The following is a 24,325-nucleotide window of genomic DNA, read 5'->3' on the forward strand; positions in this document are numbered from 1 at the left end:
TAAAATGATGCAGATTGAGCAACCAAAGCGACGCTACCGGATGCGACATGTCAATCGTCAAATTTTCATACTGATGATCCTGACCATTACCATTCCACTCCTGATCATATCCGCAATCATCTATATCTTTTCAAACCAAGCCGTCAAAAATGAATACCAGAGCAGCTCAAATCTGATCCTTAATAACCTCTCGTTCAATATTGACCAATATCTTCAAAGTATTGATAAAGGTACACTGAACGCACAGGTAGATAGCCAGCTCCAAACCGCACTTGAGCACTGGACGATCCATAAAGACGACGTCGGAAATGACCTGAATATTCAGTATGGAAACACGATTGAGCATTTCATCAGCGGGATTGAGATGACGATTAAAAATGTTGATAGTGTGCAGATTTTTTCGGGATCACGTGTGTTCTACTCTGCCAATTTCAATCGTGCGGATTATGATGTGAAGGATTATACCCAGGAGGATTGGTATTTACAGACCCAGCAGAAAAAAGGCGGAGTGATTCTATTTGGCAGCCATGTCCCCTTCTATCGCACCAATTCCAAACAATCCGTCATTTCTATTGCCCGAGTCATTAATAAAAAAGGAAGCAAGCAGCCCATTGGCGTCATGTTAATCGATATCCGATTGGATTCATTACGTGAAATCTTAAAGCTCTCGGAGAATAGCAAACGAAAATTCATTATTTTAGACGATAAGGGCGGTAGTGTTTACAGCTCTGACATCTTAGAGACCTCACCCTTACAACCTATCCCTATAGAACCTCAGGCGCTTAATACTTTCATGAACAATGACACGGGAAGCTTTTATGGTACTTTTGATGATAAAGACTCGTACATTAACTTTGTTACGTCTCCCTATTCCAACTGGAAGGTCATACAGTATATAGATGAAAAAGAGATGACTAAGCAAGCCACTTTTCTCGGAAAAATCATTTTAACATTAGCGCTCTTGTCGCTTGTCACTGCGATCTTATTCATGTATATCCTATCGGAGCGTGTCACTAAGCCTATTATTCTTTTAAGCCGAAAGGTTAAGCTGGTGGGGATGGGGAACTTTGATGTGGATTTGTATAGTAATCGTCAAGATGAGTTTGGTGTTCTATACAATGGAATCCGAAAAATGGTGAAAGACCTGCAAAATTATATCGAGCGATCTTCTATGGCCAAAGCACAGCAAAAAGTAGCTCAATACGGCGCCCTTAAAAGCCAAATCAATCCACATTTCCTTGCGAATGTACTTGAATCTATTCAAATGAAAGCTATCATTAATGGGCAAAGAGAGATTGGCGAAATGGTGGGGATTGTAGGTAGATTGTTTCGGATTCATATCCAGACCGGAAAGATAACCGTAACCCTGCGAGAAGAACTTGAACACGTCCGGCTGTATGTAAAAATCCAACAATTACGTTTCGGGGACAAAATTCAATATATTGAACAGCTAGAACCTAATACCGAAATAATTAAAGTCATGCACTTTTCCCTTCAACCCATCGTTGAGAATGCTATCGTCCATGGACTGGAGTGTCGAAGTGAACCGGGTCTCCTTGAAGTCTCCTCGATGATTTCGGGGGATGACATGCTAATTATCGTTAAAGATAACGGAATTGGTATCGATGAAGAGAAACTTAAACAGTTACGTCTTCGTCTCTCTCAACCATCAGACACCCTAGATGAAGATCATATTGGTATAAAAAATGTTCATGATCGTATTCAATTTCATTTTGGTGAACCCTATGGGATTGAAATCACCAGTCAAGTAGGTAAAGGGACGACCGTGATCATCCGACTGCCAGCATAATCCTAAACATTCTGTTCAGTGATTCCTGCTTCAGGATCGAAGGTAAGCATTTTCGTTGCAATTTTATCGATGAAGAAGCGGTCATGACTGACGGTAACTACGGCTCCAGGGAAATGAATGAGTGCTTGCTCCATCACCTGAATACTCGTCAAATCTAAATGATTCGTTGGCTCATCCAAAATAATGACAGCCGCGCCAGAGAGAAGGCATTTCGCTAACGCTACTCTGGCCTGCTGTCCACCTGACAGACTGCCGATCGTTTTGCTCAGATCCATTTCCGAGAATTGTAGCATCGATAGAAATTTGTTCACTTTTTTCCGCGGAGCATCGAGTCCCAGCCCATACACATTTACGGCATGACTGACTGTATCCTTAACATCGAGTTCGTCCCACATCTGATTGAAGTACGCATAGCTGACCCCACGTTCCCAAGTCACACCACCCGTTTCAGGCTCTTCTTGCCCAGTCAATACCTTTATGAGTGTCGACTTCCCGCTTCCGTTAGGCCCCACAATAGCTATCCGATCTTCCTTTTGAATATCGAAGCTAATGTTCTGGAATATCGTCCGACCATCATAGCTTTGTCCAATTCCCTTCACTTCACCAAGCTTGTCCGGAAACCGTAAATTGCTGTAGATATCGGTGATCAGTACGTTCACTGGATGAGGCTCCACACGCTTTTTCATATCTGTCAGTTTACGTGATAGACGATCCTTCGGGGACTTTTTGTTCCCGCGGGTTTCAATGGCTTCAGACTCCATAAGTAGAAGCTCTTCTTCCCACTCGAATTGACGATCAAGCACCTTTTTGCGCATCTTCTTTTTACGAACATAGTCGGTGTAATTGCCTTCATATTCCTGAAAATGATAATTCTCGATTTCTATCGTCCGCGTGACTACTCTGTCAATAAATTGCCGGTCATGGGAGATGAGAATCATCGCCCCATTAAAACGGTGAAGCCACTGCTCCAACCATACGATCCCTTCGATATCCAAAAAGTTAGTAGGCTCATCGAGCAATACGACATCGGGCATTTCAATTAAGACTTTAGCCAGTGCTGCACGGTTCCTCCAGCCTCCCGATAACTCATCTACAGGTTGATGCCGTGATCTTTCATTGAAGCCCAACTTCGTCAGAACAGTGTTGATTTCTACAGATACATTCCAGCCATCCAAATGATCCATTTGTTCAAAAAGCGCCGCTTGCCGCTCTAAAAGTGTATTCATCTGGTCATCATCCGTCACTTGTCCAAGCTGTTCCCCGATTTGGTTAAGCTCCTGTTCGATAAGCGCTACCTGCTCAAAGCACAATTCTAACTCTTGCTGTACAGACAAGGCCCCGGAAAGCTCCGAGAATTGAGAGAAATAACTGATCTTCACATTGGGATCTAACTCTACTTTCCCTGCTGTTGGCTCCTCTTTTCCCATCATCAGTTTAAAAACAGTAGACTTCCCCGCACCATTTCGTCCGATTAACCCAATCCGTTCCCCCTTGCTAACTCGAAAATATATATCTCGAAAAATCAAAGTATTCTCATATTTCTTAGTTACGTTCTCCATACGGATTACGCTCAAATCTATCACCCCTAGTTCATATAGATCAAAATACAGCTCAGAACACTCAAAGAGCTATTATAGCACTATTTTAAAAAGGACTTTATAATCATATTTAATCTTCTAGAAAACAAAAAAAGGTCGCTGTCAGCGGACCTTTTTCTGCATTACGAATCCCATCACATTCTCACTCTCATCACTTGCTGCTTATTTTTTCAAGATATCAATATACTCCTCTTTCTCGCGATCAGGCCCCGCATCAAGTTTCAAACGAATGAATTTGGGTTGATCCAATACGTTGCTGCTAAAGTTACTTATAAATCCATCCTCACTGCCACTTCCGCCAATCGAATTATTTTTCAATTCGCGCTTCCCAACCCGCGATGTCAACTCACTGGGGGTCTTTCCAAATAACTCATTCCTGATCTCCCAATCGGTTTTTAATGCCTCACTTAACGTAAATTTAACTACTATACTTAAAGGAGATAGCTCCACCTGCGCAAGATTCACTTCATGTCCGTCAATCATAAAAGGCTGATTTATAACTACTGTCTCGGTCTTCTGTTCCCAGAATTTTGGATCAATAGCGAAGCTCACCTTTAAACGATCAGAATAGCGCATGTCAGCTAGATCCGTTCCCGTTTTTGGTTTTGCTAGCATTCCTGGATCCACTGAAGCGATCTGAAAATTCGCCACCACCTCTTTTGGAAATGCTTTATCCTTATCTAGTGGATAGATAGTTTTTCCGAGCCATGTATAAATACTATCCACAGCATGTAAACCCATCCCACCTCTACTCCCATTTTCATCCACTACACTTTGTCCCGTCACAGCATCTGTCAGCCATACACTATTCACATTGTAAATTTCCTGACCACCACTTGTAGTCCCTGTATATAGCAGTATAATTTTATTTTCATCAGCGATCACAGCATTTAGAGTGATTTTATATCCGTTTTTCTCAGCACTCTTATTCACGATTTGCACATAATCATTTCGGATAGCAGATTCTAATGTGAGAGCATCACCATCTAACGAGGCAAGCTTCTTAAAAGGTTCCAGCACACCCCAGTTACTTGATTCAATACTTGTAGAGGCTTGCTGTGGCATCAATTGGGTTGGATTGAAGAAGAGTAAACCTGCAATCAAAACAGAAGCAGTCAGTACAGCCATAGCGCTTCTAGCGAACATTAGCTTTTTTCCGCGCTTTTTACCTAGTTCGAGTCCTGCTTGAATGGCATAGATTTGTGCGGCTGCACTCTCCATTTTTTGCTCCTGTGGGATCCGTTCAGCATCGATTAACATGGCAAGCTCCTCCTGACTACTCATGGTTCCAATCACCCCGATTCTTAATGATCGTTCTTAACTGCTTGAGTCCTTTATGCTGCCATGTCTTGACCGTTCCTTCAGGTTTATCTAGTATTTTAGCAATCTCATTTAAGGTCATATCGTTGTAGTATTTAAGCAGCAGCACATGGCGATACTTGGGTTTAACCTGTTCAAGTGCCCACAGCATTTCCATCCGATGATGGCCAATGTGGGTAATCTGCTCTCCTATTCTCTCGTCAACAAGCGGCATGGAACGCTTTCTACGTCTTTGTTCATCTATACAGACATAAATCAGGATCCGAATGATCCATGATTTAAACGCTTTTGGATCCTTTAACGTTTTTCTTTTGATCCAGGCCCGGCAAGTCATTTCCTGCATCGCTTCAAGCGCATCATTCCGGTTACGCAAGTAGCTATAGGCAATACTGTATAGCTGTTCTCTATGTACCAATATAGAATCGTAGAAATCCGTCTCGCTCCTAGAATCAAGAATCGTTACCTTCTTCATTTCTGCATTAGTCATCGTCATATCCTTCCTTAGCCCCCTCTCCTAAACCTCTCATAAATTAAGACGGGGAGGGTATAGAAACGGTTTTTATTTGTATTAACTTTTTTGGGACTGAGCACTTGAAATTATAACATTCTATAAAAAAAGAACGATAAATGTTATGATAAGCAAAATTGGACATAATCAATAGTACGCACTTAAAAGTACCATAGATACTAAAAAGTACCCATACATTGGAGGATATCATGACAACTATCAAGAAAAAATACAATATTTCTGTTGAGGCCACACTCGAAGTGATTGGAGGAAAATGGAGATGTGTAATTCTGTGTCATTTAACTCATGGCAAAAAACGAACATCGGAACTAAAACAGTTAATGCCCGGAATTACTCAAAAAATGTTAACCCAGCAACTACGCGAACTTGAGGCCGATGGAATTATCAACCGGATCGTATACAATCAGGTTCCACCCAAAGTGGAATATGAGCTTAGTGAGTATGGTGATAGTTTAAGCGACATTTTGACTTCTCTATGTAATTGGGGAGAACAACATATCATTAAGCAATATGGCGATAAATATGCTGTTTTAGAGGACAACATTTTAAATAAATAAATTTTACCCCATGAAAAAAGGACAGTTAAATCAGATCGATTTAACTGTCCCATAACTTAAATTACGCCATCTCCTCCTATAGCAGTTGCTGTGAATGATATGGGTCCAAATAGATTTATAGGCAAGTTGCTATCATTCTGAATTACCAATTCATAGTTGTGGATTCCAATATAAGGACCATCAACCCACTGAACATTTAATTGAATATCAGTAGTTGTAGTAAAACGAAAAAAGGATCTATAAATATCGACTCCAGCACGTCGGATTAAAACAAGAAATTGGCTGTTAGCAAGTGCAGTAAGACTAAAACTACCATTTAACTCGACTCTACTGGAGAAAGAGGCAGGATTAGCCGGACTAATATTTACTTGCGCTGTGGCTAGACCCGCTCCAGCTCCAGGAATCCCTGCAACCGTTATAGCAGTAGTAAACGGGTCTAACGGGATTTTTGCCTGTGACCCATAACTTATAATTGTCGCCATTTTTTATCACTCCATTTCAAGGTTATAGAATAGTATATTGTGAATCCGCAATGATAGATTGGACTTAATTCCTGATGATTATATACATTTAAGTTATACTTTTACTAGATTATAAAACCTAGATACTTCGAATATCATCCTCTAATTTCCACCTATTGACAAACTCACTTATCAGAATTACAATTACCCAAATATCATGAACAACGCTGACAAAGGGTAAGTAGACAAACGAACATGGACTTCAGAGAGCCGGTGGTTGCTGCGAACCGGTGTCCAGCGCTTGATCGAATGGCCTTTAGAGTTGCTCTTCCGAACCATCTCACTAGGATGCTGTAGGGATAGCCGGGGTTCCCACCGTTATCAAGGGACCTGTATCTAGATTGTTTTAACACTCTCCGTACAGGTAAGAGAAGATCGTAAAGCCAACGAAACGTATGGTAACACGATCAATTAAGGTGGTACCACGACAACTTCGTCCTTATTGGATGAGGTTTTTTTGTTATTTTAAGGAGGTGATGGCCATGGATGATGGCTGGTGGTGGCGATTCAATGTTAATCAGAAGCGACAAAACAGGAGGAATTCAAATGATAAAAGAACGTGTATTAACTGGAGATCGAGTGACCGGAAAGCTGCACCTTGGCCATTACGTGGGCAGTTTACAGAACCGAGTGGCTCTACAGGAGCAATATGATACTTTTGTGTTTCTAGCAGATATTCAAGCCCTAACGACTCACTTTGATCGGCCTCAATACCTTGGTCAAAACTTGAATGAAATCACACTGGACTATTTATCGGCGGGTATAAATCCAGATAAAGCCACCCTATTTATTCAATCTATGGTTCCTGAGATCGCTGAGCTGACCGTCCTATTCTCCATGTTTGTTACTGTGAATTCTTTACGGCATAATCCCACGATTAAAGCCGAATCGAAAAATTCCAGCTTAGATGAATTGTATTATGGTTTTCTAGGTTATCCAGTTAGCCAGGCTGCGGATATAACCTTTTGTAAAGCGACGATTATTCCTGTAGGAGAAGACCAGCTTCCCCATCTGGAGTTGACCCGCAAAATCGTACGTAGATTCAACGAGCTGTACAGCCCCATCCTTGTGGAGCCCAGAGCGCTCATCAGCGAGACGCCAAGACTAATAGGAACAGACGGCAACGCTAAAATGAGTAAAAGCCTAGGCAATGCTATCGAGCTGGACTCTACGAAAGAAGAGATCACCTTCAAGATCCGTAAAGCCACAACTGATCGAGCCCGTGTTCATAAAAATGATCCTGGGTATCCAGATATTTGTCCCATTTATGCTTATCATCGTGCTGTTCGTTCACATGGCGCCCCAGAAATTCACGATAGCTGCGAAAGTGGGAGTATAAGCTGTTCTGCCTGTAAGCAGCTTATCACGACAGCTCTAGACCAGCTAATTGAACCAATGCGTGAGCGTCGCTCCTATTATGCTGCCAGACCCAAGGTTGTTGAGGATATCTTATTATCCGGAACTAAGCGTGCCCGCGATATTGCTCAAGAAACGATGTCCGAAGTACGCGAGGCTATGGGCCTTAATTATTTTTCAAAATAAAACTGATCTCTATGGGCAATAAAAAAACGCCGGACTCTCTATTGAAGAGAGCTCTGGCGTTTTTTTAGAAACAATTATTGACTCTTCATCATCCAGCGTCACATTGGACAGCGGCTCTTAGAGGAAAAAAGAAGAAATTGTCGAATCATTCATTTAAATCATAGTAGAAAGAAGAATGGACATGAATACATTTTATTCACAGCTTGGACGTGTGCTTGAAGAGAGAACTCCGTTCCACCAAGAAGGTTACTATCTTTTATATGATGGAAACAGAGCAAAATTTAGTCCCACTAAACCTATTCATATTGAAATTGTTACAGCTGAAAGCTTTGTAAATACCCTCGTTAAGAACAGTAAAGCAGTCATTTCTTCTTTCGCGAGTGGACCTGACAATAAAGATGTCTATGTTTTTAATCTTCAAGCTGATGAGTTTTATAACATCAACATTTATCTAAATACCCTTGAAGGTTTCCAGCGGGCTTTGGAGAGAAATCCAATGGATCGAGATGAACGTTCAATAAACTGGTTGAAATATAATCAGGGGGATTTTCGGTACCACTTATGGCTTGAAGACGATAAGATCGTGAATTATTTTACCCAACTAGCAGATCTGACAACTTATCCAGAAGAAGATTTTCTCTTTAACACGGAGGATCAACCTATCATCGCCTTTGAAGCAGGGATTATTAAAATGGGGTATTATCTGCTGACGCTAAGAGCAATGCAGCGTTTGATCACTGAGGGTGAGCTTGAGTCATTAAATACAACTGAAGACTTTATTGCCTTTGCCTCCACAGGGAACAATGACGTAGATTACAGTATTGTGATGCCAAAAACCATCGAACCTGCTTTATTCGCAAAGATTTTCCCATTTGATCATGCAAAAGATTTAAAATTTCGAGAGCTGATGTTGCAGAATCAACATTTCTCAGTCACAGAATATTTAGATTATTGGTCCGACGCAGTTCTTAGTAGCTACAGTGACACGATTCCATATATTTACGGGAAGTCTGACCTAGAAGTGTTCATACAAATGGAGCATCTTGGAAATGCACTGGCTCAGGAATGCATCCAACGTTTAAATCCCTTAATAGATTTGGAGATCATTGAAATTGAGAATTATTACTTCATTTATTACTATATTGAAACGCTGCATTTTGCAGGACCGCTAACAAAGCAACAACTTGATGATTGTAAGCAGCTAGCAAACCGCATGAATGAAAGAGGCGAAGATCTGGAAGATGCTTTGCGCGAAATAAACGCTGTAATAAATTTATAAATATTCTCAAAAGAAAAGGCCGTAACCCTCCCCAAAAGGGATCATTACGGCCTTATTTTCACTTACAGCACCCAATTCCCTTTACGGAATACCGGCTCAATCGTACCATCCGCCAATTCTCCGTCAATATCCAGCTCAGCTGAACCAATCATAAAATCGACATGTGTTAAGCTGACATTAGCACCTCGTGCGATAAGCTCTTCATTCGTAAGCTTTGTGCCGCCTTCAATATTGACAGGATAAGCACTTCCCAACGCGAAATGGCAGGAGGCATTCTCATCAATCCCTGTATTGTAGAAAATTCGGTTCAAGCGAGAGATTGGAGAATCATGCTGCACTAAAGCCACTTCTCCTAAATATGATGCACCTTCATCCGTTGCCAGCAGCGAAGTCAGATGCTCACGTCCGGACTCAGCTTCATATGCTACTACTTTTCCATCTTTAAAAGTGAATGAAAGACCTTCTACCAAACGTCCGTTCAGATTCAAAGGAAGTGTGCTTTTAACTGTACCATTCACACCTGTACGATGTGGCATGGAATAGATCTCCTCCGTTGGCATATTAGCCACGAAATACACGCCTTTATCATTCTCTCCGCCGCCTCCACGCCAAAGATGTCCTTCTGGAAGCTCCACATGCAGATCCGTTCCCGGAGCACGGTAATGCAGGCTTTTATAACGCTTAGCGTTCATTCTATCCTGACTTTCTTTCAATTGACCGATATGCTCTCTCCATGCGGCAACCGGATCCTCGCTACCTACACGATTCATCTGGAAAACGGCTTCCCACATCGCTTCCACTCGATCTTCCTCAGGGAGATCGGCGAACACCTTGTTCGCCCAAGCGCGCGTTGGGGCCTTAACGAGAGACCAGCTAATTTTGCTATTACGAGTATATTTGGAGTAGTTTTTGCGAGCAACAGCTGCCGCTTTAACTGCTCTTGACACTTTGGAAGAATCAATACCATTGAACAATTCCGGATCTGGTACTTTAATATGTAAGATGGCGCCGTTCTCTTCCGCAAACTTCTCCATCATTTCTGCTTGCCACTGTGGATAGTAATCGAAGGAATCTTCTGGGGCTTTTTCGTAACGAATACGTGTAGTCGCTTCATCGTCCCAATCAACAATTACATATTTAGCACCTGCTTCATAGGCTTTACCTACAATCAAGCGAGTAAGCTCTGCCGTTTCAATAGGTGCATGCACCATCAAAACTTGTCCAGGCTGTACATTTACCCCTACCTTTACAACCAGGTTCGCATATTTCTCTAACATGACATCAAAATCTTTCATGAATTCTCTTCCTCCATCTCTATGGTTGCTTTACTGTCGCACCAAAGCACCGGAGCTCCTTAACAGCAGACGGTCAGCTTCACTTCTTATTTTAACGCAAAATGCTAAGAGTTGCGATTCGATATAATAAAGCGGCCCCCATGAAAGGAACCGCTCTCGTAAATCCTTATTTTTTATCCACTTGCAGCAACGTTACGGTCTTTAAAGAATAGGTATGCATTATCTTGTCCTCAGAGATTACGTTAAGCTTGGTCAAACTTGCTACCTTCGCGGGATCTGATTTGGAGAGCATACGCCACACTTCGGGGTCTGATAGGGTTTCATATAACTTGAGATCATCATATTCTTTGCGATTTTGCATCACTAGCTTCACTTTGTAGCTTCCGATTTCAGTCTCGGTAGCCCCCTGCTCACTACAATAGCTTAGAATATCCTGCCGAAGCTCTGCTAACTCTTTTTCAATTTCCTTTTGCTTTTGCTTCAGTCGATAATACTGCTGCACCTTTTTCTCCATCACTTCACGCTCCTCTATAGACATATGTATGCCGGAAGCGCTAAATAAATAAGTTGAGTTCCCTATCATAAAATTTTATAATGAGCCGGGAACGCTAGTTTGCAGCAGACTACAATATTCCACAAAAACAATGATTCGGCAGGTGACTTATGTTTCATTCTTACTTTTTCCCAATTTCTTATGCCTTTATGATGTTTCCTATAGCGGCATTGATCTTCACACTCCCTTTTCTAATCGTTCAATACCGTAGACACGGCTACATCCATAAGCTTAGAGCTTTAATCCTATACTTATTGCTGCTCTATCTGATGAACGCTTATTTTCTTGTTTTGCTTCCGATGCCTTCCTCAAGACATAATATGGCACCTTCGGGAAGTATGATGCAGCTCGTCCCTCTTCAATTCATACAAGATATTATAGATGGCTCTAAGATCATACCTGATCAGATTTCAACGTATTGGTCATTACTGCGCGAGCCTGCTTTTTTACAGGTGATATTTAACATCGCTTTGACCGTGCCGTTTGGATTGTTTCTGGGATACTATTTCCGAACGCGCTGGGGAATGTGTATTCTCTTGTCTTTCATACTTTCGTTATCTTTTGAGGTCACTCAGGTTACAGGCATCTACGGCTTTTTTGATCATCCCTACCGTCTATTTGATGTCGATGATCTTATTACCAACACGCTGGGAGGGATCTTTGGATTCCGAATTGCTATCTGGATAAACGGGTTACTGCCACGTATAGAACAACTGGATACGAATATCGATCGTTCTGCCAAAAGAGTCTCCTATACCCGCAGAGGGATTGCTTTTTTCATCGATAGTATGGTGTGGATCATTGGGTTTGGTGTACTTTATGGATTCGATATAAAAAGTGCTTTCTGGATTGTAACAGGGATTTACTTCATCCTGATTCCAGCTTTTACTGGTGGGCGGACCTTAGGCAAATGGATTGTACGTATTCGGGTAACGAACAGAGGTAATCGGGCTTCTTTCTGGGCGCTTATGATCCGATATGGTTTGTTATATTGGGTAATACTTGGACTTCACGCTATTGTTATCGATTCTGATGTGACGGGGCTTCTATCTTCACCATTGAGAACGGCCGCTTACCTCTTTGTTCTACTGGTCGATTTAGTTTTCTTTATCCATTTAATCATTAAGGTATTCAAAAAAGATGACCAGCTAATCTATGAGAAATTAAGCCGAACCTCGCATGTTATTTCATGGCCTGAGAAAAGATTGCATACCGATGCCTCCAACAGCAGCTCTTTAGAGGATTAAAAATCTTCATTTTATATAGTATTTATACAATGGAATTTATTATAAAATAGGAAGGCAAGGATTCTCAAAATTTAGGAGATGAATGAATGGAAACTACAAGTAGCTTGCAGTTGTCTAGAAGTCTTCCAGAAGAGCAGGGCATATCATCAGCCGCAATATCCAGCTTTATTGATGCAGTAGAGACACAAAGCTTAGGTCTGCATAGCTTCATGCTCCTTAGGCATGGGTATGTGGTCTCTGAAGGCTGGTGGTCTCCTTATAAGTCCGATCTTCCACATATGCTATTTTCCCTTAGCAAAAGCTTCACCTCAACTGCAATAGGGTTTGCGGTTACAGAAAAGCTAATTACGCTCGACGATGCAGTTATCTCCTTCTTCCCTGAAGAGGCTCCTGCGACTAACACTGACAATCTATCCAACATGACAATCAGACATCTATTGATGATGGGTACCGGGCATGTCGTGGATACTATGGACACACTTCATAAAAGTGCAGACGGGAATTGGGTTAAAGCTTTCTTCTCAGTCCCAGTGGAGAAACAACCAGGTACACATTTCCTATATAATACCGGCGCCACTTACATGCTGTCCGCGATCCTTCAACGAGTTACTGGCCAAACACTGCTAGAATATCTAGAACCGCGTCTGTTCGCTCCGCTCGGTATTCACGGAGCAACTTGGCAGTCTTGTCCACGTGGAATTAACACGGGGGGATTTGGCTTAAGCATTACCACAGAGGATATCGCTAAATTCGGCCAGCTTTACTTACAAAAAGGGATCTGGAATAATCAACGAATCCTGCCTGAACAGTGGATTAATGAGGCAACTTCCAAACACATTTCCAATGGCGAAGGCGATCATGACTGGGCGCTCGGATATGGTTATCAATTCTGGAGATGCCAACACGGAGCCTACCGCGCCGATGGCGCATTCGGACAACTCTGCGTTGTTCTTCCTGATCAGGATGCGGTAATTGCTATTACTGCCGCTTCAAATAGTATTCAAGGTATTTTGAATGCAGTGTGGGAGCATTTATTACCCAATATGAAAGATGTCCCTCTTCTGGAAGAACAAGCATTAGCAGCCAAATTGGCAGACCAATTAAAAAACTTATCGATAGACCCTCCACAATTGCAGCCGTCATCTTTTCAAGAAGATCAATTGAATGGTATAACCTATACACTCGATGACAACCAATTTTCACTAGCTACTATCTCTATCTCTTTCAACAATGATGAAGCTGAAGTTACTTTAATAACTAAACTTGGTGAAAAGAATGTCATTCGATTAGGCCGAGGACAATGGCTCGAAAGCTTTGCACTCATCCTGGAGCCTTTCATGAACCGGATTATGTCCAGCTTTACTTGGACTGCAGAAGATCAACTTAAATTGTCCTTGCTATTTGTTGAAATGCCTTTCTTAATTACACTTGATATTAATATTCTAGAGAACATGCTTATCCTTAAGCAGCGGATTAATGTGAATATGGGACCGCTTGAATTCGATGATATAATCGGAAGAATACAATAGGTATAGTTAATAAAAGAAAGGCCGCTTCGTCCTATGCAGGAACTTAGCGGCCTTATATCACTTTTTTTATTCCGAAAAATCAGCTAGCTTCAACATGACTGGGCAATGATCACTACCCATGATCTGACAATCAATTTGGGCATCAATTACATTAGGTGCAAGTCTAGAAGAAGCTAAGAAATAATCAATTCGCCAGCCCACATTCCGCTCTCTCACCTTCGGCATATAAGACCACCATGAATACACTCCCTCAAGCACCGGGTGAAGATATCTGAACGTATCTATGAAGCCCGACTCAAGCAGTGTACTCATTTTCCCTCTCTCTTCATCCGTAAAACCGGAGTTCCCACGGTTAGCCTTTGCATTCTTGATATCAATATCTTCATGGGCAACATTTAGGTCTCCACAGACAACAACTGGTTTACGCTTATCCAGTTCTAAGAGATAATTACGGAAACGGTCCTCCCATTCCATTCTATATGCCAATCGAGACAGATCTCGTTTGGCATTAGGCGTATAGACGTTGACCAGATAAAAATGTTCGAACTCTAATGTAATGATCCGGCCTTCTGCTTCTTCATCTTCTTCCATCCCATATCTCGCAGAGATCGGCTTGATTTTAGTGAATATTGCCGTACCAGAATAGCCCTTCTTCACTGCGTAATTCCAATATTGATCGTATTCTTCGCCATGCTCCAGTGTAATTTGCCCTTCCTGAAGCTTTGTTTCTTGAACACAGAAGATATCCGCATCTACTTCTTTAAAATAGTCATTAAACCCTTTTTTGACACAGGCCCGAAGGCCATTAACATTCCATGATACCAGCTTTATCATCGGCTTTTCTCCTTGCATTTTGCTTTAATTATTCTCAGTTTATCATAGTTTTATATCCTAATCATTCAACATCCATGATACAATAACAAAATTGACTCTATATAAATATTAATTAATACGTGAGGTAAAAAAACTTATGAATGCACCAACACTATTACGAGGGTTTAACTTTTTGTATTTTGCGTTGCTGGCTATGTTCATTCCTTTTCTGCCAGTCTATCTAGGGGAGCAAGGTCTTAATCCGGCGCAAATTGGATTCATTATTGGTACTGGAGGGTTTGTTACCATTATTGCTCAACCCTTATGGGGGATGATCAGTGACAAAACAAGAACGATCCGCAAAGTGCTGTTAATTCTGTTGTTATGTTCTGCGGTGACGGGATACTTTTTATTCGATTCTAGCAGCTACGTGCGACTTATTCTTTTTGCGATGCTGCTCTATTTCTTCTTAATGCCTATCGATCCGCTAGCTGAAAGCCTGAATTTCCGGATCTCTGAGGCAGCTGGAATTAGCTATGGTTCGATACGTACATACGGTGCGTTGGGGTACGGTGTTATGGCCTTACTCACAGGTTATGTGATGAGTTATTTCGGTTCACAAGGTATGGCCTTGCTGTTCGTCGCAATAAGTCTTACAAGCTTTGTGGTCAGCTGGTTCATGCCAGATGCTCCGGTGACCGGTAAACCGGTCACACTTGACAGCCTGAAGCATTTTCTTAGTAACAAAGAAACACTGCTATTTCTAGTACTCATATTTATTAGCTCCGTTCCTGCACGAATGAACGATACCTTCCTTGGGGTTTATATTCGCGAGCTTGGTGGCAGTCCTGAATTAGTTGGTCAATCGTTCTTTATCGCCGCAATGAGTGAAATTATTGTGTTTGCCTTAAGCTTTTGGTGGCTGCGCAAAGGAAAAGAGTTAATCATTATTTCAATTTCTGGAGCCTTTTATTTTCTTCGATTCTTTATTTCGGCCTGGATATCTGATCCGCATTTATTAGCTTATCTACAGATTCTACAAATCCTTACCTTCCCAGTATTCTACTCCGCAGCTATTCAGTATCTATATAGTATTGTGCCTGTGGAATGGCGTGCTACGGGTCAAACTGTGTTGGCGCTACTGTTCTTCGGTGTATCAGGTATTCTCGCTTCTTATGCTGGTGGAGCATTATATGAAGCCTTTGGCGGTAAGGTCCTTTACTTAACAATTTCCGTGATGTCATTTATCGGTATGCTGTTCGGATTGATATTGTACAGAATCTATGGAAGTAAACACGCCAATAAAAAGAATATAGCCACTCATTAATCTTTCGACAATTAAACGGGTATGTCCCATAGCCATGTAGACGGCTGACAGACATGCCCGTTTTCTATGAATAAGTATCGTAGTGTCCGCAAAAACAAGCTCCTTGTCCCCTATCAAAAAGTGCTAATTCACCGTGTCATTCGCTCTCCCATCAATAGATTTATCGCATAGTATATCCTATCAAAAGAAAAGGAGGTCGTTACTATGGCCATCGTATTACCGCTTCAATTGTTTGTTTTAGAACCTGTCATTGGCAAATCATATTATGAAAACCTTGCAGGTGGTATTAATGCTGCAGTTACAGTAAACAATATCTCGGACCATCCGGTACAACTAGTATTAACCCGTGTGAATGCTCCAGTTATCACTTACACGATTCCAGCATTCAATAGTCTTACACTTCAAGTTCATGCACTGTTGGTTGCAGCACTCTTAAGTACTCCTTCGGGCACAACATTCGGATTTATTGAAATCTCAACATCAGATTTCTAATAGATTCATTTCACAATGCTCTCTAAAGCATCTCTAGTTGATAATTCAGCTAGAGATGCTTTTCTATGAACTTCTAACCTAAGTCATTCTTTATGCTGCTCCATAAGCTGCTTCAGTTTGATTTCAGTATTTGAATCTGCGGCAGGCGTATAAATACTACAACGTAAATCTGTGCTGCCTTGAACCTGAAGTGAGGTTAAATGAAATAACATTTTCCCTGCTTTGGCATGTCTGAATTCCAATAGCACATCGGGAGCAGAGCTTACACGACTTTGTTCCCACATTTCATTAAACGCTGGATGCAGTCCCTTTAATTCCTCAATAAATTCATCGTACCAACGATCCTCTACATATTGTCCGTAATACGCTCTGAAGATGGATAGATAACCACTTACGAATTGTTCCCAATTTACAGCTAAACGTCTGAACTCCTTACGAACAAATAACAAACGAATCATGTTTCTCTCCTCGATGGGCAACTTAGAGAAATCTAGAAACACATGTGCTGCAGCCTCATTCCAACCTACTATCCCGCAACGCCGGTCTGAAATAATCGTAGGACAAGTCTTAAGCTCCTGTAAGATTTTCTGTAGAGAAGGACTAATTACTGAGGATTCCTCTTGCTGAAATAGAACGTTCCCTGTTCCAGTCTCTAGTGCTAGTGCAAAAAGATATTTCCGCTCATCATTAGTTAGCTTTAGGGCAGTCGCAATACAGTCCAGAACAGACGAAGATACTTTAATATCCCTGCCCTGTTCTAGCCACGTATACCAGGTACTGCTTACCCCCGCTAACTGTGCAACTTCTTCCCTGCGAAGTCCAGGCGTTCTCCTGCGTGTGCCCTCTGGCAGCCCAACAGAGCTGGGTGAGATCGAAGCACGGCGTGCTTTTAAGAAATCTGATAATGCCTGCAATCTCGTCTGATTAGCCATACGCTTCCTCTCCTCTCTGTTACATTCTTTAGTATAGTACAAATTATACTAGGATAAACGATAACTTGTAATAGGATAAAATAAGTGGAAAAATACCTATATACACTTCTTGAGGAGGTTCATTATGGAACGCGTAGTTATTACAGGTATGGGCTTAATCTCGCCCCTTGGAAATACAATAAAACAATTCTGGGATCGTCTAGTTTCTGGTGAGTCGGGTATTTCTCCAATCACTTCATTTGATACCTCTAACTTTAAGACAAAGATCGCGGGAATCGTGCATGATTTCGATGCGGAGGCCAGATTTGGCCGTAAAGAAGCACGCAGAATGGATAGATTTAGTCAGTTCGCCCTGGCAGCCGCTGAAGATGCCTGGACACATTCCGGTCTACAGCTTGATAAGATTGACAAGGAACGTCTCGGAGTTTATGTAGGATCAGGCGTTGGTGGAATTCAAACCTTGATGGAACAAGGGAATGTGTTAAAGGGCCGCGGACCAGATCGGGTCAGCCCCACTTTAATTCCCATGATGATCTCTAATATGGCTGCGGCGATGATCAGCATTAAATTAGGAGCCTTAGGTCCTACAATGTCTCCAGTAACTGCCTGCTCTATTGGAAATACGGCAATCGGTGAAGCCTTCCGGTTGATCCGTTATGGAGGTGCCGACATCGTAATTGCTGGTGGATCAGAAGCAGCCATTACTGAAATCTCTTTAGCCAGTTTCGGCAATGCCACCTCCTTATCCACTCGAAATGAGGAGCCGATTAAGGCGAGTCGGCCTTTTGACGGGGAACGTGACGGATTTGTTATCGGTGAAGGTGGCGGAATAGTTATTTTGGAGTCACTTTCTCATGCGCAGCGTAGAAACGCCAAGATTCACGGAGAGATTATCGGTTATGGTGCCAGCTCTGATGCCTATCATATGGTCGCCACCCATCCAGAAGGAATTGGTGCTTATCAAGCGATGAAGCTGGCCCTGAATGAAGCTAATCTCCAGCCCAAAGAGGTGGATGTAATTAGTGCTCATGCCACAAGTACAGTAGTAGGTGACCGCTCTGAGACCCTTGCGATAAAGAAGTTATTCGGTGATCAAGCCTACCAGATTCCCGTAACCGCTAATAAGTCCATGACTGGACACGCCTTAGGGGCGGCTGGTGGCCTAGAAGCCATTGCCCTTATTAAGAGCATTCAAGAAGGAATCATCCCACCTACCATTAATCAGGAGGTCAAAGATTCCATCTGTGATTTAGATTATGTCCCGAACATTGCGCGAAAATCTGATCTTACTATAGGTATGTCTAACTCCTTTGGTTTCGGTGGGCATAATGCTGTCATTGTGATTCGAAAGTTTGAAGATTGACCACTCATCCATAAAACGGGGTTCCAGCTTAGTCATTCTCAGGACTAATTGGAACCCCGTTTCTACTGCCAATTTCAAAAAAATCTATTATTCCATCGTTGATACGTGGCTCCCCCAGATAGAGATACCTTCCTTGGAAACCGCAGTAAACGTCATAACGTTACTAGCTGTTGCTTCATTCCACTCTTTCAGGAACACCCCATTATAAGTAGAACCGTCAATGGTAAGCTCAGCAGTATGATCATCAATAAGCTTCCATTTCCCTTTTACTGCTCCTTTAATCTTACCGCTTTTAGTGAATTCAATCAGCTCCGACTGCACGATATCAGCCGTAATGTCTTTGTTATGGTTTACATATTTATATTCGCCTGAAATTTGCTCTTTTGTGTATTTCTCTATGCTCTCTCCGCCATAGCGGTGCGGGGCTACAACCGGCCAGCCCTCACTGTTCATAAACATCTGATGAACTCTTACCTCATGCTTTTCTCCACGATTTGGGAATCGTGTATGGAAGATCAGATAATACTTGCCATTCTCTTCATCATAAAACGCTGAGTTATGACCTGGTGATACATATCCTTCTCCACTCACTGGCAGCTCGTCATCCGTATTCAAGAATTCGAAATTCCCCATTAGCTTCACTCCATAAGGAGCATATGCTGAATCATCGAACAATACGGATGGCGATCCTTGTGCATTAATCATATCCTGACCCTCAGAATCTTCGAAAGGTCCATCAGGCGCCTTTGAACGAGCTACACGGATGTTATATCCACCGTCTGCAGCCAGACCACCGTAGGATAGGAACAGATAGTAGTAATCCGTTTCCGGACTGTACAGCATATATGGAGCTTCTATCCGAGCATGATTCGCACCCAGAAGCTTTTTGCCATAACCTTGATCTGGCAGCGGGAAGCCTGTATTAGCATCTAGTTCCATAATAAAAATACCACCGGAGTAAGAGCCATAGACCATCCACAGCTTCCCTTCTTTATCAAAGAACACATCCGGATCTACTACATTCGGCTTTTGAGTGGCATCATATATTTCTCCATCATCACCCTTGCCCATCATACCTGACTTCAGAATGATTCCTTTATTCTTATAAGGTCCCTCAATATTGTCCGACACAGCTATGCCGAGTGCAGACAACGGGGAATCCCCTTTACAAGCATTGTAATACATATAGTATTTGCCATCCGCCAATTGGATAACATCGGGTGCCCATAAGGTATCCGTCTGTGCCCATTTTAATGCTTCAGCAAACTCCTCTTTGACATTAGGAATGAGAACGTTTCCTTCTACCACCCCAGAGGACAGCTGAGTCCAAGACATCAGATCATTTGATTTAGCAGATGCTAAATGAGAGCCGAACACATAGTATTTGTTATCTGTCATAATGATCGACGGATCATGTACAGATACATTTTTGAAGACAGGCTGCGCAGAGTCAGCTACGTTATTTGTGTTGCTGGAACTAGCTGAATTGTCATTGCACGCGGTTACTGCTAATAATGAAACGCTGATCATTGTAGTCATAATTGCTTTTCTCATCGTTATACCCCCTATGTATGCCTTTTCATTTTGAAACGAAAACGAACAATAGTCAATCCTTTTATTTAATTAAGTTCGTATTAATTCATATTTATTTAAATAATAGTGAACATTCATACACATAAAAAAAACGCCAAGCCATCGAAATGGCCTGACGTTTCCTTTTATATTTTTCGTAAAATAATCTGTTTAATTAGCGCCTTCTTGTACCAAAACTGGCTCTGGATAAGCATTCTTAAGCACACGTTGTCTGTTCTTAACAACTGCCGGCGGTTCCACCTGAGGAGCCATCGGATGCATTAGCCAAGACTTCACCATATGGGTATCCGAAACCTTATACATTGGAGGCTCTTTCTCCATATCGATTTGCATAGCGTAAGTGCTACGTAGTGCGAAAGCATCGCCCTTAGGCGGTTTGATCAAATCTGGAGGAGTACCAGGAATGGCTGTTAGCAAAGATCCTTTGCTCTCTAGACTTGGCATGGAAGCTAGCAAGCCCCAAGTGTATGGGTGTCTTGGATCGTAGAAGATCTCTTCCGCTGTTCCCATTTCAACAATTTGTCCGGCATACATTACAGCTACACGATCTGCCATTCTTGCTACAACCCCGAGATCATGGGTGATAAAAATAATAGCCGTATCAATCTTCTTTTGCAATTCCTTCATCAAATCAAGGATTTGTGCTTGGATGGTTACGTCGAGCGCAGTAGTCGGCTCATCCGCAATCAGAAGCTTAGGGTTCGCAGCAAGTGCCATTGCAATAACAACACGTTGACGCATACCACCACTGAATTCATGTGGATATTGATTGAAACGACGTTCTGGAGAAGGAATACCTACAAGATTGAGAAGCTCAATCCCACGTTTATTCGCATCAGCCTTGGAGATGTTCTCATGTTTAAGCAGCACTTCAGTAATTTGTCTGCCGACCTTCATCATTGGGTTCAGAGAGGTCATCGGATCTTGAAAGATCATACCGATCTCTTTACCGCGGATCTTCTGCATCTGCTTCTCTGTCTTGCCAATCAAATCTTGTCCATCGAACAGAATCTGTCCGCGTTTATATTCTCCTGGTGGTGTAGGAACTAGCTTCATAACCGCTTGTGAGGTTACACTTTTACCCGAACCTGACTCCCCAACAATCGCTAGAGTTTCACCTTTATCTACATGGAAGCTAACACCACGGATCGCTTGTACCTCTCCGCCGTGTGTTTTGAATGATATCGCTAAGTCTTTTACCTCTAAAAGGCGCTCCATCTTGTCACCCTCTCATTTCCTCGTCAATTATGATAATGATTCTCAGCATGTTGTAAGCAATAAGTATTATTTTATCTAGTTTTAAGGGTTCTAGTCAAGATTTTTCTGAAAAAAATGCGGCTAACCTCACACTTTAGTACTAGATCTAATTATTGCGTGCTCAATAGTTGCGATAGCTCCTCTTTAAAATACGTAAATAGAGAATAAGGAAGAACTACTAGGTGCTGCTAAATACAATAAATGGTATGGAAGGAATACTGCCATGATTCTAAAGCCCACTATCAAAATATACACGAATAATACAACCAAAGCAAAAGTTACATGGTCATGTACATCAGTAAGCAATGCTATTTGTGCATAAATGATCATGAAACAAACGTAGTATCGACAGCAGCTACAGCAAACTTACGGTATCAATATGTACACTCAGCCGTTCAAATATAAGAATTCTCCCCTACTGTTGCTCAGTCTCCCTATCTGTCATGTTGTAGTTGTGTCAAAAATGTGTTAATTCATGAACCGCTTCCAGCCCTCAAGCAGATTATCATGCGCCCACTCAAGGTGACCTTGGCTATCGTACTTACGCGAATAACACTCGATGAAGTAAATTAAGTCGATATATAAGTCGTAGAGTTTTTTACGGGCATGTTCGTTTGGGCTGTCGAAGCTATTCCCGTAACCTCTGCAGAAATGCTCTGAATTCTCAATATAGCGAAAATAATATTCCATAAGTGGATCGCCCCAAAGTGCCCGTTCCCAATCAATCAATGCAACAATGCGGCCCTTTCGCACAAACACATTGCCATCCCATAAATCCCAATGTATTAGACGAGGCTCAACGACTGCGTCCATAACATGTAAGTGACTTTCGATCTCTGCCTCAACAGTTTCTAACGGAATGGGCATTTCTACCTTTAAACGACGTGCATCTTCAAGCAGATTCATTATCAAATGCTTAAAAGTTTCCCGCCATGAAGTTCCTTTTACTGGTGTGGACGCACTAAATAATCCGAAACGCTCACCAGAAATTTCATTAATTAAACGGGAATAACGACCTAACTCTTCCTCAATACTTATTCTCTGCTGCGAGCTTAGCGCTTCCTTAATTTCATTATAGGGCTGGCCAACTATTTTCTCCATGAAAAAAAACTCACTTGAAATCATTTCTTTACTGTTATCATAAGCGTATACCTCAGGCACAGGTACTGTCCCTTTTGACTTCATCAGTCGCATCGCCGCAACCTCTACAGACATAATATCATGCTCGTAACTAAGGGTATCTGCTTCAGCTGACGGTGCTATCTTAAGAATCATGTCTCTTCCATCTGATAATAAAAGGTCATATGCTGCGTTAAAATAACCACCTGTCAGTTCAGTACTTCGCTGAATGCTCACATGGCTTCCAAAAGTAGCACCTACCAAATCATTCTGTTGCTCTGTTGTTAATTTTGTTTTAGTAAAGCTCTCCAAGATCTCACCACCATAATGAAATAAGTATCAAAGGATAAACAATCCTTCTCCATTTGATTGAAAATTGTTAAAATTAGAACAAACGAGTCTCATTAGCCTGCTTTTCATGAAAGAGAGGAAACGATTAACATGATTATTAAACCTAGAACACGCGGCTTTATCTGTACTACCGCACACCCGCAAGGTTGCGCTCGTCAAGTAGAGCGGCAAATCGAATATATCCAGACACAACCCGAGATCAAAGGACCACGCAAGGTGCTTGTCATTGGCGCCTCTACAGGATATGGCCTCGCCTCACGGATTACAGCCGCCTTTGGGGCTGGAGCCAGCACAGTAGGCGTCTACCGCCAGAGCAGCAGCAATGGAGCCCGTACAGCCTCTGCTGGATGGTACAATTCAGCAGCCTTTGAGGAACTTGCAGAGAAAGCTGGACTTCAATCCTACAGCGTAACCGGTGATGCCTTCTCCAAAGAAACTAAGGATAGAACCATACAGCTGATTCGCAGTGAATTGGGACAAGTTGATCTAGTCATCTACAGCGTTGCTTCTGCCCGTCGAACAGATCCTGTGACGGGTGAAGTTTATAACTCCGTAATTAAACCTATAGGAGATACCTACACGAATAAAACCGTAAACTTTCATACGGGTGAAGTCAGTCAAATTTCTATTGAGCCTGCTACAGACAAAGAAATCGATGATACCACTCGAGTGATGGGTGGTGACGATTGGCAGCTTTGGATTGAAGCTCTTCATCAAGCCGGAGCTTTGGCCGATCATGCCACCACCATCGCATTCTCATATATCGGGCCGGAGATTACCCAGTCTGTATATCGTAAGGGAACGATTGGACGCGCAAAAGATCATCTAGAATTAACAGCACACACTCTTAACGATGAACTATCTAGTATAGACGGTCGAGCTTATGTAGCAGTTACGAAAGGACTGGTCACACAGTCTAGCTCAGCAATTCCTGTCGTCCCCCTGTACACTTCTGCGCTATACAAAGTCATGAAAGAGAAAGGACTTCATGAGGGTTGTATTGAGCAAACCTATCGGTTGTTTGCAGAACGTCTTTATGCGATCGAAGGGACTTCTGTGGACGAAGAAGGGCGTATCCGAATCGATGACTGGGAGATGTCCCCGGATGTACAGGATCAAGTGACTCAAATCTGGGATAAACTCACGACAGACAATATCTATGAATTGACAGATCTAGAAAGCTACAAACAGGAGTTTTTCCAGTTATTCGGATTTGAGACTGAGGGTGTAGATTATGAAGCTGAGACTGATCCAGACGTAACGATTACCAATCAGCGGTAAACAATACATTATGTTGC

Annotated in this window: 21 protein-coding genes and 1 other annotated feature; of the genes, 10 read left to right on the forward strand and 11 right to left on the reverse strand. The window is 42.1% G+C overall.

Annotated elements, in window-relative coordinates; all coding sequences use genetic code 11:
* Positions 1-4: 4 nt before the first annotated feature.
* Positions 5-1,810, forward strand: a complete 1,806-nt coding sequence (locus tag MKX35_RS21720) for a cache domain-containing sensor histidine kinase (protein WP_076299402.1) — start codon at positions 5-7, stop codon at positions 1,808-1,810.
* 2 nt (positions 1,811-1,812) lie between these two features.
* On the opposite strand, the gene MKX35_RS21725 is transcribed toward MKX35_RS21720, so the two are convergent.
* The 3 genes from MKX35_RS21725 to MKX35_RS21735 all read right to left on the reverse strand — a co-directional run bounded on the left by MKX35_RS21725 (position 1,813) and on the right by MKX35_RS21735 (position 5,221).
* The gene (locus MKX35_RS21725; RefSeq protein ID WP_076299403.1) at positions 1,813-3,384 is read right to left on the reverse strand and encodes an ABC-F family ATP-binding cassette domain-containing protein; all 1,572 of its coding nucleotides are present in this window, start codon (positions 3,382-3,384) and stop codon (positions 1,813-1,815) included.
* A gap of 186 nt (positions 3,385-3,570) precedes the next feature.
* On the reverse strand, positions 3,571-4,692 hold the full coding sequence (locus MKX35_RS21730) for a DUF4179 domain-containing protein (protein ID WP_081382858.1): 1,122 nt from the start codon (positions 4,690-4,692) through the stop codon (positions 3,571-3,573).
* Positions 4,685-5,221, reverse strand: a complete 537-nt coding sequence (locus tag MKX35_RS21735; RefSeq protein WP_042187570.1) for a sigma-70 family RNA polymerase sigma factor — start codon at positions 5,219-5,221, stop codon at positions 4,685-4,687. The genes MKX35_RS21730 and MKX35_RS21735 overlap by 8 nt, the downstream gene beginning before the upstream one ends.
* Before the next feature lie 224 nt (positions 5,222-5,445).
* Here MKX35_RS21735 and MKX35_RS21740 point away from each other — a divergent pair, with 224 nt between their 5' ends.
* Positions 5,446-5,814 (forward strand): winged helix-turn-helix transcriptional regulator, encoded by a 369-nt coding sequence (locus MKX35_RS21740; RefSeq protein WP_076299405.1) that lies wholly within the window; start codon positions 5,446-5,448, stop codon positions 5,812-5,814.
* A gap of 56 nt (positions 5,815-5,870) precedes the next feature.
* Here MKX35_RS21740 and MKX35_RS21745 read toward each other — a convergent pair whose 3' ends face one another.
* The gene (locus MKX35_RS21745; protein ID WP_042127063.1) at positions 5,871-6,296 is read right to left on the reverse strand and encodes a hypothetical protein; all 426 of its coding nucleotides are present in this window, start codon (positions 6,294-6,296) and stop codon (positions 5,871-5,873) included.
* Between the two features lie 197 nt (positions 6,297-6,493).
* Positions 6,494-6,779, forward strand: a binding site (T-box leader).
* Between the two features lie 102 nt (positions 6,780-6,881).
* Between MKX35_RS21745 and trpS the strand changes: the two genes are divergently transcribed.
* A complete protein-coding gene (trpS, locus tag MKX35_RS21750; protein ID WP_076299503.1) occupies positions 6,882-7,877 on the forward strand; it encodes a tryptophan--tRNA ligase in 996 nt (331 codons plus the stop codon).
* A gap of 181 nt (positions 7,878-8,058) precedes the next feature.
* The gene (locus tag MKX35_RS21755; RefSeq protein ID WP_076299406.1) at positions 8,059-9,156 is read left to right on the forward strand and encodes a DUF4303 domain-containing protein; all 1,098 of its coding nucleotides are present in this window, start codon (positions 8,059-8,061) and stop codon (positions 9,154-9,156) included.
* Positions 9,157-9,218: 62 nt separating this feature from the next.
* Here MKX35_RS21755 and MKX35_RS21760 read toward each other — a convergent pair whose 3' ends face one another.
* Positions 9,219-10,451: an aminopeptidase gene (locus tag MKX35_RS21760; RefSeq protein WP_076299407.1), complete on the reverse strand. Its 1,233-nt coding sequence runs from the start codon at positions 10,449-10,451 to the stop codon at positions 9,219-9,221.
* Positions 10,452-10,617: 166 nt separating this feature from the next.
* Positions 10,618-10,965, reverse strand: coding sequence for a hypothetical protein (locus MKX35_RS21765; protein WP_042187563.1), 348 nt, complete (start codon positions 10,963-10,965; stop codon positions 10,618-10,620).
* Positions 10,966-11,114: 149 nt separating this feature from the next.
* Between MKX35_RS21765 and MKX35_RS21770 the strand changes: the two genes are divergently transcribed.
* Both MKX35_RS21770 and MKX35_RS21775 read left to right on the forward strand, forming a co-directional pair.
* Complete coding sequence (locus MKX35_RS21770) at positions 11,115-12,251, forward strand: VanZ family protein (RefSeq protein WP_076299408.1); 1,137 nt, start codon at positions 11,115-11,117, stop codon at positions 12,249-12,251.
* A gap of 86 nt (positions 12,252-12,337) precedes the next feature.
* Positions 12,338-13,780 carry a serine hydrolase domain-containing protein gene (locus tag MKX35_RS21775; protein WP_076299409.1) on the forward strand — a complete coding sequence of 481 codons (1,443 nt, stop codon included), beginning with the start codon at positions 12,338-12,340 and terminating at the stop codon, positions 13,778-13,780.
* 66 nt (positions 13,781-13,846) lie between these two features.
* Here MKX35_RS21775 and MKX35_RS21780 read toward each other — a convergent pair whose 3' ends face one another.
* Positions 13,847-14,611 (reverse strand): exodeoxyribonuclease III, encoded by a 765-nt coding sequence (locus MKX35_RS21780; protein WP_076299504.1) that lies wholly within the window; start codon positions 14,609-14,611, stop codon positions 13,847-13,849.
* Between the two features lie 139 nt (positions 14,612-14,750).
* Here MKX35_RS21780 and MKX35_RS21785 point away from each other — a divergent pair, with 139 nt between their 5' ends.
* Both MKX35_RS21785 and MKX35_RS21790 read left to right on the forward strand, forming a co-directional pair.
* Entirely contained in the window at positions 14,751-15,920 is a 1,170-nt protein-coding gene (locus tag MKX35_RS21785) for an MFS transporter (protein WP_076299410.1), read from the forward strand.
* Between the two features lie 204 nt (positions 15,921-16,124).
* A complete protein-coding gene (locus tag MKX35_RS21790; protein ID WP_076299411.1) occupies positions 16,125-16,412 on the forward strand; it encodes a hypothetical protein in 288 nt (95 codons plus the stop codon).
* 83 nt (positions 16,413-16,495) lie between these two features.
* Here the strand turns inward: MKX35_RS21790 and MKX35_RS21795 are convergent, their stop codons facing one another.
* The gene (locus MKX35_RS21795; RefSeq protein ID WP_076299412.1) at positions 16,496-17,344 is read right to left on the reverse strand and encodes a helix-turn-helix transcriptional regulator; all 849 of its coding nucleotides are present in this window, start codon (positions 17,342-17,344) and stop codon (positions 16,496-16,498) included.
* Positions 17,345-17,468: 124 nt separating this feature from the next.
* On the opposite strand from MKX35_RS21795, the gene fabF reads away from it, so the two are divergent.
* A complete protein-coding gene (fabF, locus tag MKX35_RS21800) occupies positions 17,469-18,707 on the forward strand; it encodes a beta-ketoacyl-ACP synthase II (RefSeq protein WP_076299413.1) in 1,239 nt (412 codons plus the stop codon).
* A gap of 87 nt (positions 18,708-18,794) precedes the next feature.
* Here the strand turns inward: fabF and MKX35_RS21805 are convergent, their stop codons facing one another.
* The 3 genes from MKX35_RS21805 to MKX35_RS21815 form a co-directional block, all read right to left on the reverse strand.
* Entirely contained in the window at positions 18,795-20,261 is a 1,467-nt protein-coding gene (locus tag MKX35_RS21805; protein WP_076299414.1) for a glycoside hydrolase family 43 protein, read from the reverse strand.
* 189 nt (positions 20,262-20,450) lie between these two features.
* Positions 20,451-21,518, reverse strand: a complete 1,068-nt coding sequence (locus tag MKX35_RS21810; RefSeq protein WP_076282847.1) for an ABC transporter ATP-binding protein — start codon at positions 21,516-21,518, stop codon at positions 20,451-20,453.
* A gap of 507 nt (positions 21,519-22,025) precedes the next feature.
* Complete coding sequence (locus MKX35_RS21815; RefSeq protein WP_076299415.1) at positions 22,026-22,988, reverse strand: phosphotransferase family protein; 963 nt, start codon at positions 22,986-22,988, stop codon at positions 22,026-22,028.
* Between the two features lie 129 nt (positions 22,989-23,117).
* Here MKX35_RS21815 and fabV point away from each other — a divergent pair, with 129 nt between their 5' ends.
* The gene (fabV, locus tag MKX35_RS21820; RefSeq protein ID WP_076299416.1) at positions 23,118-24,308 is read left to right on the forward strand and encodes an enoyl-ACP reductase FabV; all 1,191 of its coding nucleotides are present in this window, start codon (positions 23,118-23,120) and stop codon (positions 24,306-24,308) included.
* The last annotated feature ends 17 nt before the right edge of the window (positions 24,309-24,325 follow it).

This window comes from Paenibacillus sp. FSL R5-0923, assembly GCF_038009145.1.
GTDB lineage: Bacteria > Bacillota > Bacilli > Paenibacillales > Paenibacillaceae > Paenibacillus_AQ.

Bases quoted from the DNA above. Each gene is read 5' to 3' on its own strand.
- MKX35_RS21720 (WP_076299402.1), top strand. From the start codon at position 5: ATGATGCAGATTGAGCAACCAAAGCGACGCTACCGGATGCGACATGTC.
- MKX35_RS21730 (WP_081382858.1), bottom strand. From the start codon at position 4,692: ATGAGTAGTCAGGAGGAGCTTGCCATGTTAATCGATGCTGAACGGATC.
- MKX35_RS21735 (WP_042187570.1), bottom strand. From the start codon at position 5,221: ATGACGATGACTAATGCAGAAATGAAGAAGGTAACGATTCTTGATTCT.
- MKX35_RS21740 (WP_076299405.1), top strand. From the start codon at position 5,446: ATGACAACTATCAAGAAAAAATACAATATTTCTGTTGAGGCCACACTC.
- MKX35_RS21745 (WP_042127063.1), bottom strand. From the start codon at position 6,296: ATGGCGACAATTATAAGTTATGGGTCACAGGCAAAAATCCCGTTAGAC.
- trpS (WP_076299503.1), top strand. From the start codon at position 6,882: ATGATAAAAGAACGTGTATTAACTGGAGATCGAGTGACCGGAAAGCTG.
- MKX35_RS21755 (WP_076299406.1), top strand. From the start codon at position 8,059: ATGAATACATTTTATTCACAGCTTGGACGTGTGCTTGAAGAGAGAACT.
- MKX35_RS21760 (WP_076299407.1), bottom strand. From the start codon at position 10,451: ATGAAAGATTTTGATGTCATGTTAGAGAAATATGCGAACCTGGTTGTA.
- MKX35_RS21765 (WP_042187563.1), bottom strand. From the start codon at position 10,965: ATGGAGAAAAAGGTGCAGCAGTATTATCGACTGAAGCAAAAGCAAAAG.
- MKX35_RS21770 (WP_076299408.1), top strand. From the start codon at position 11,115: ATGTTTCATTCTTACTTTTTCCCAATTTCTTATGCCTTTATGATGTTT.
- MKX35_RS21775 (WP_076299409.1), top strand. From the start codon at position 12,338: ATGGAAACTACAAGTAGCTTGCAGTTGTCTAGAAGTCTTCCAGAAGAG.
- MKX35_RS21785 (WP_076299410.1), top strand. From the start codon at position 14,751: ATGAATGCACCAACACTATTACGAGGGTTTAACTTTTTGTATTTTGCG.
- MKX35_RS21790 (WP_076299411.1), top strand. From the start codon at position 16,125: ATGGCCATCGTATTACCGCTTCAATTGTTTGTTTTAGAACCTGTCATT.
- MKX35_RS21795 (WP_076299412.1), bottom strand. From the start codon at position 17,344: ATGGCTAATCAGACGAGATTGCAGGCATTATCAGATTTCTTAAAAGCA.
- fabF (WP_076299413.1), top strand. From the start codon at position 17,469: ATGGAACGCGTAGTTATTACAGGTATGGGCTTAATCTCGCCCCTTGGA.
- MKX35_RS21805 (WP_076299414.1), bottom strand. From the start codon at position 20,261: ATGAGAAAAGCAATTATGACTACAATGATCAGCGTTTCATTATTAGCA.
- MKX35_RS21810 (WP_076282847.1), bottom strand. From the start codon at position 21,518: ATGGAGCGCCTTTTAGAGGTAAAAGACTTAGCGATATCATTCAAAACA.
- fabV (WP_076299416.1), top strand. From the start codon at position 23,118: ATGATTATTAAACCTAGAACACGCGGCTTTATCTGTACTACCGCACAC.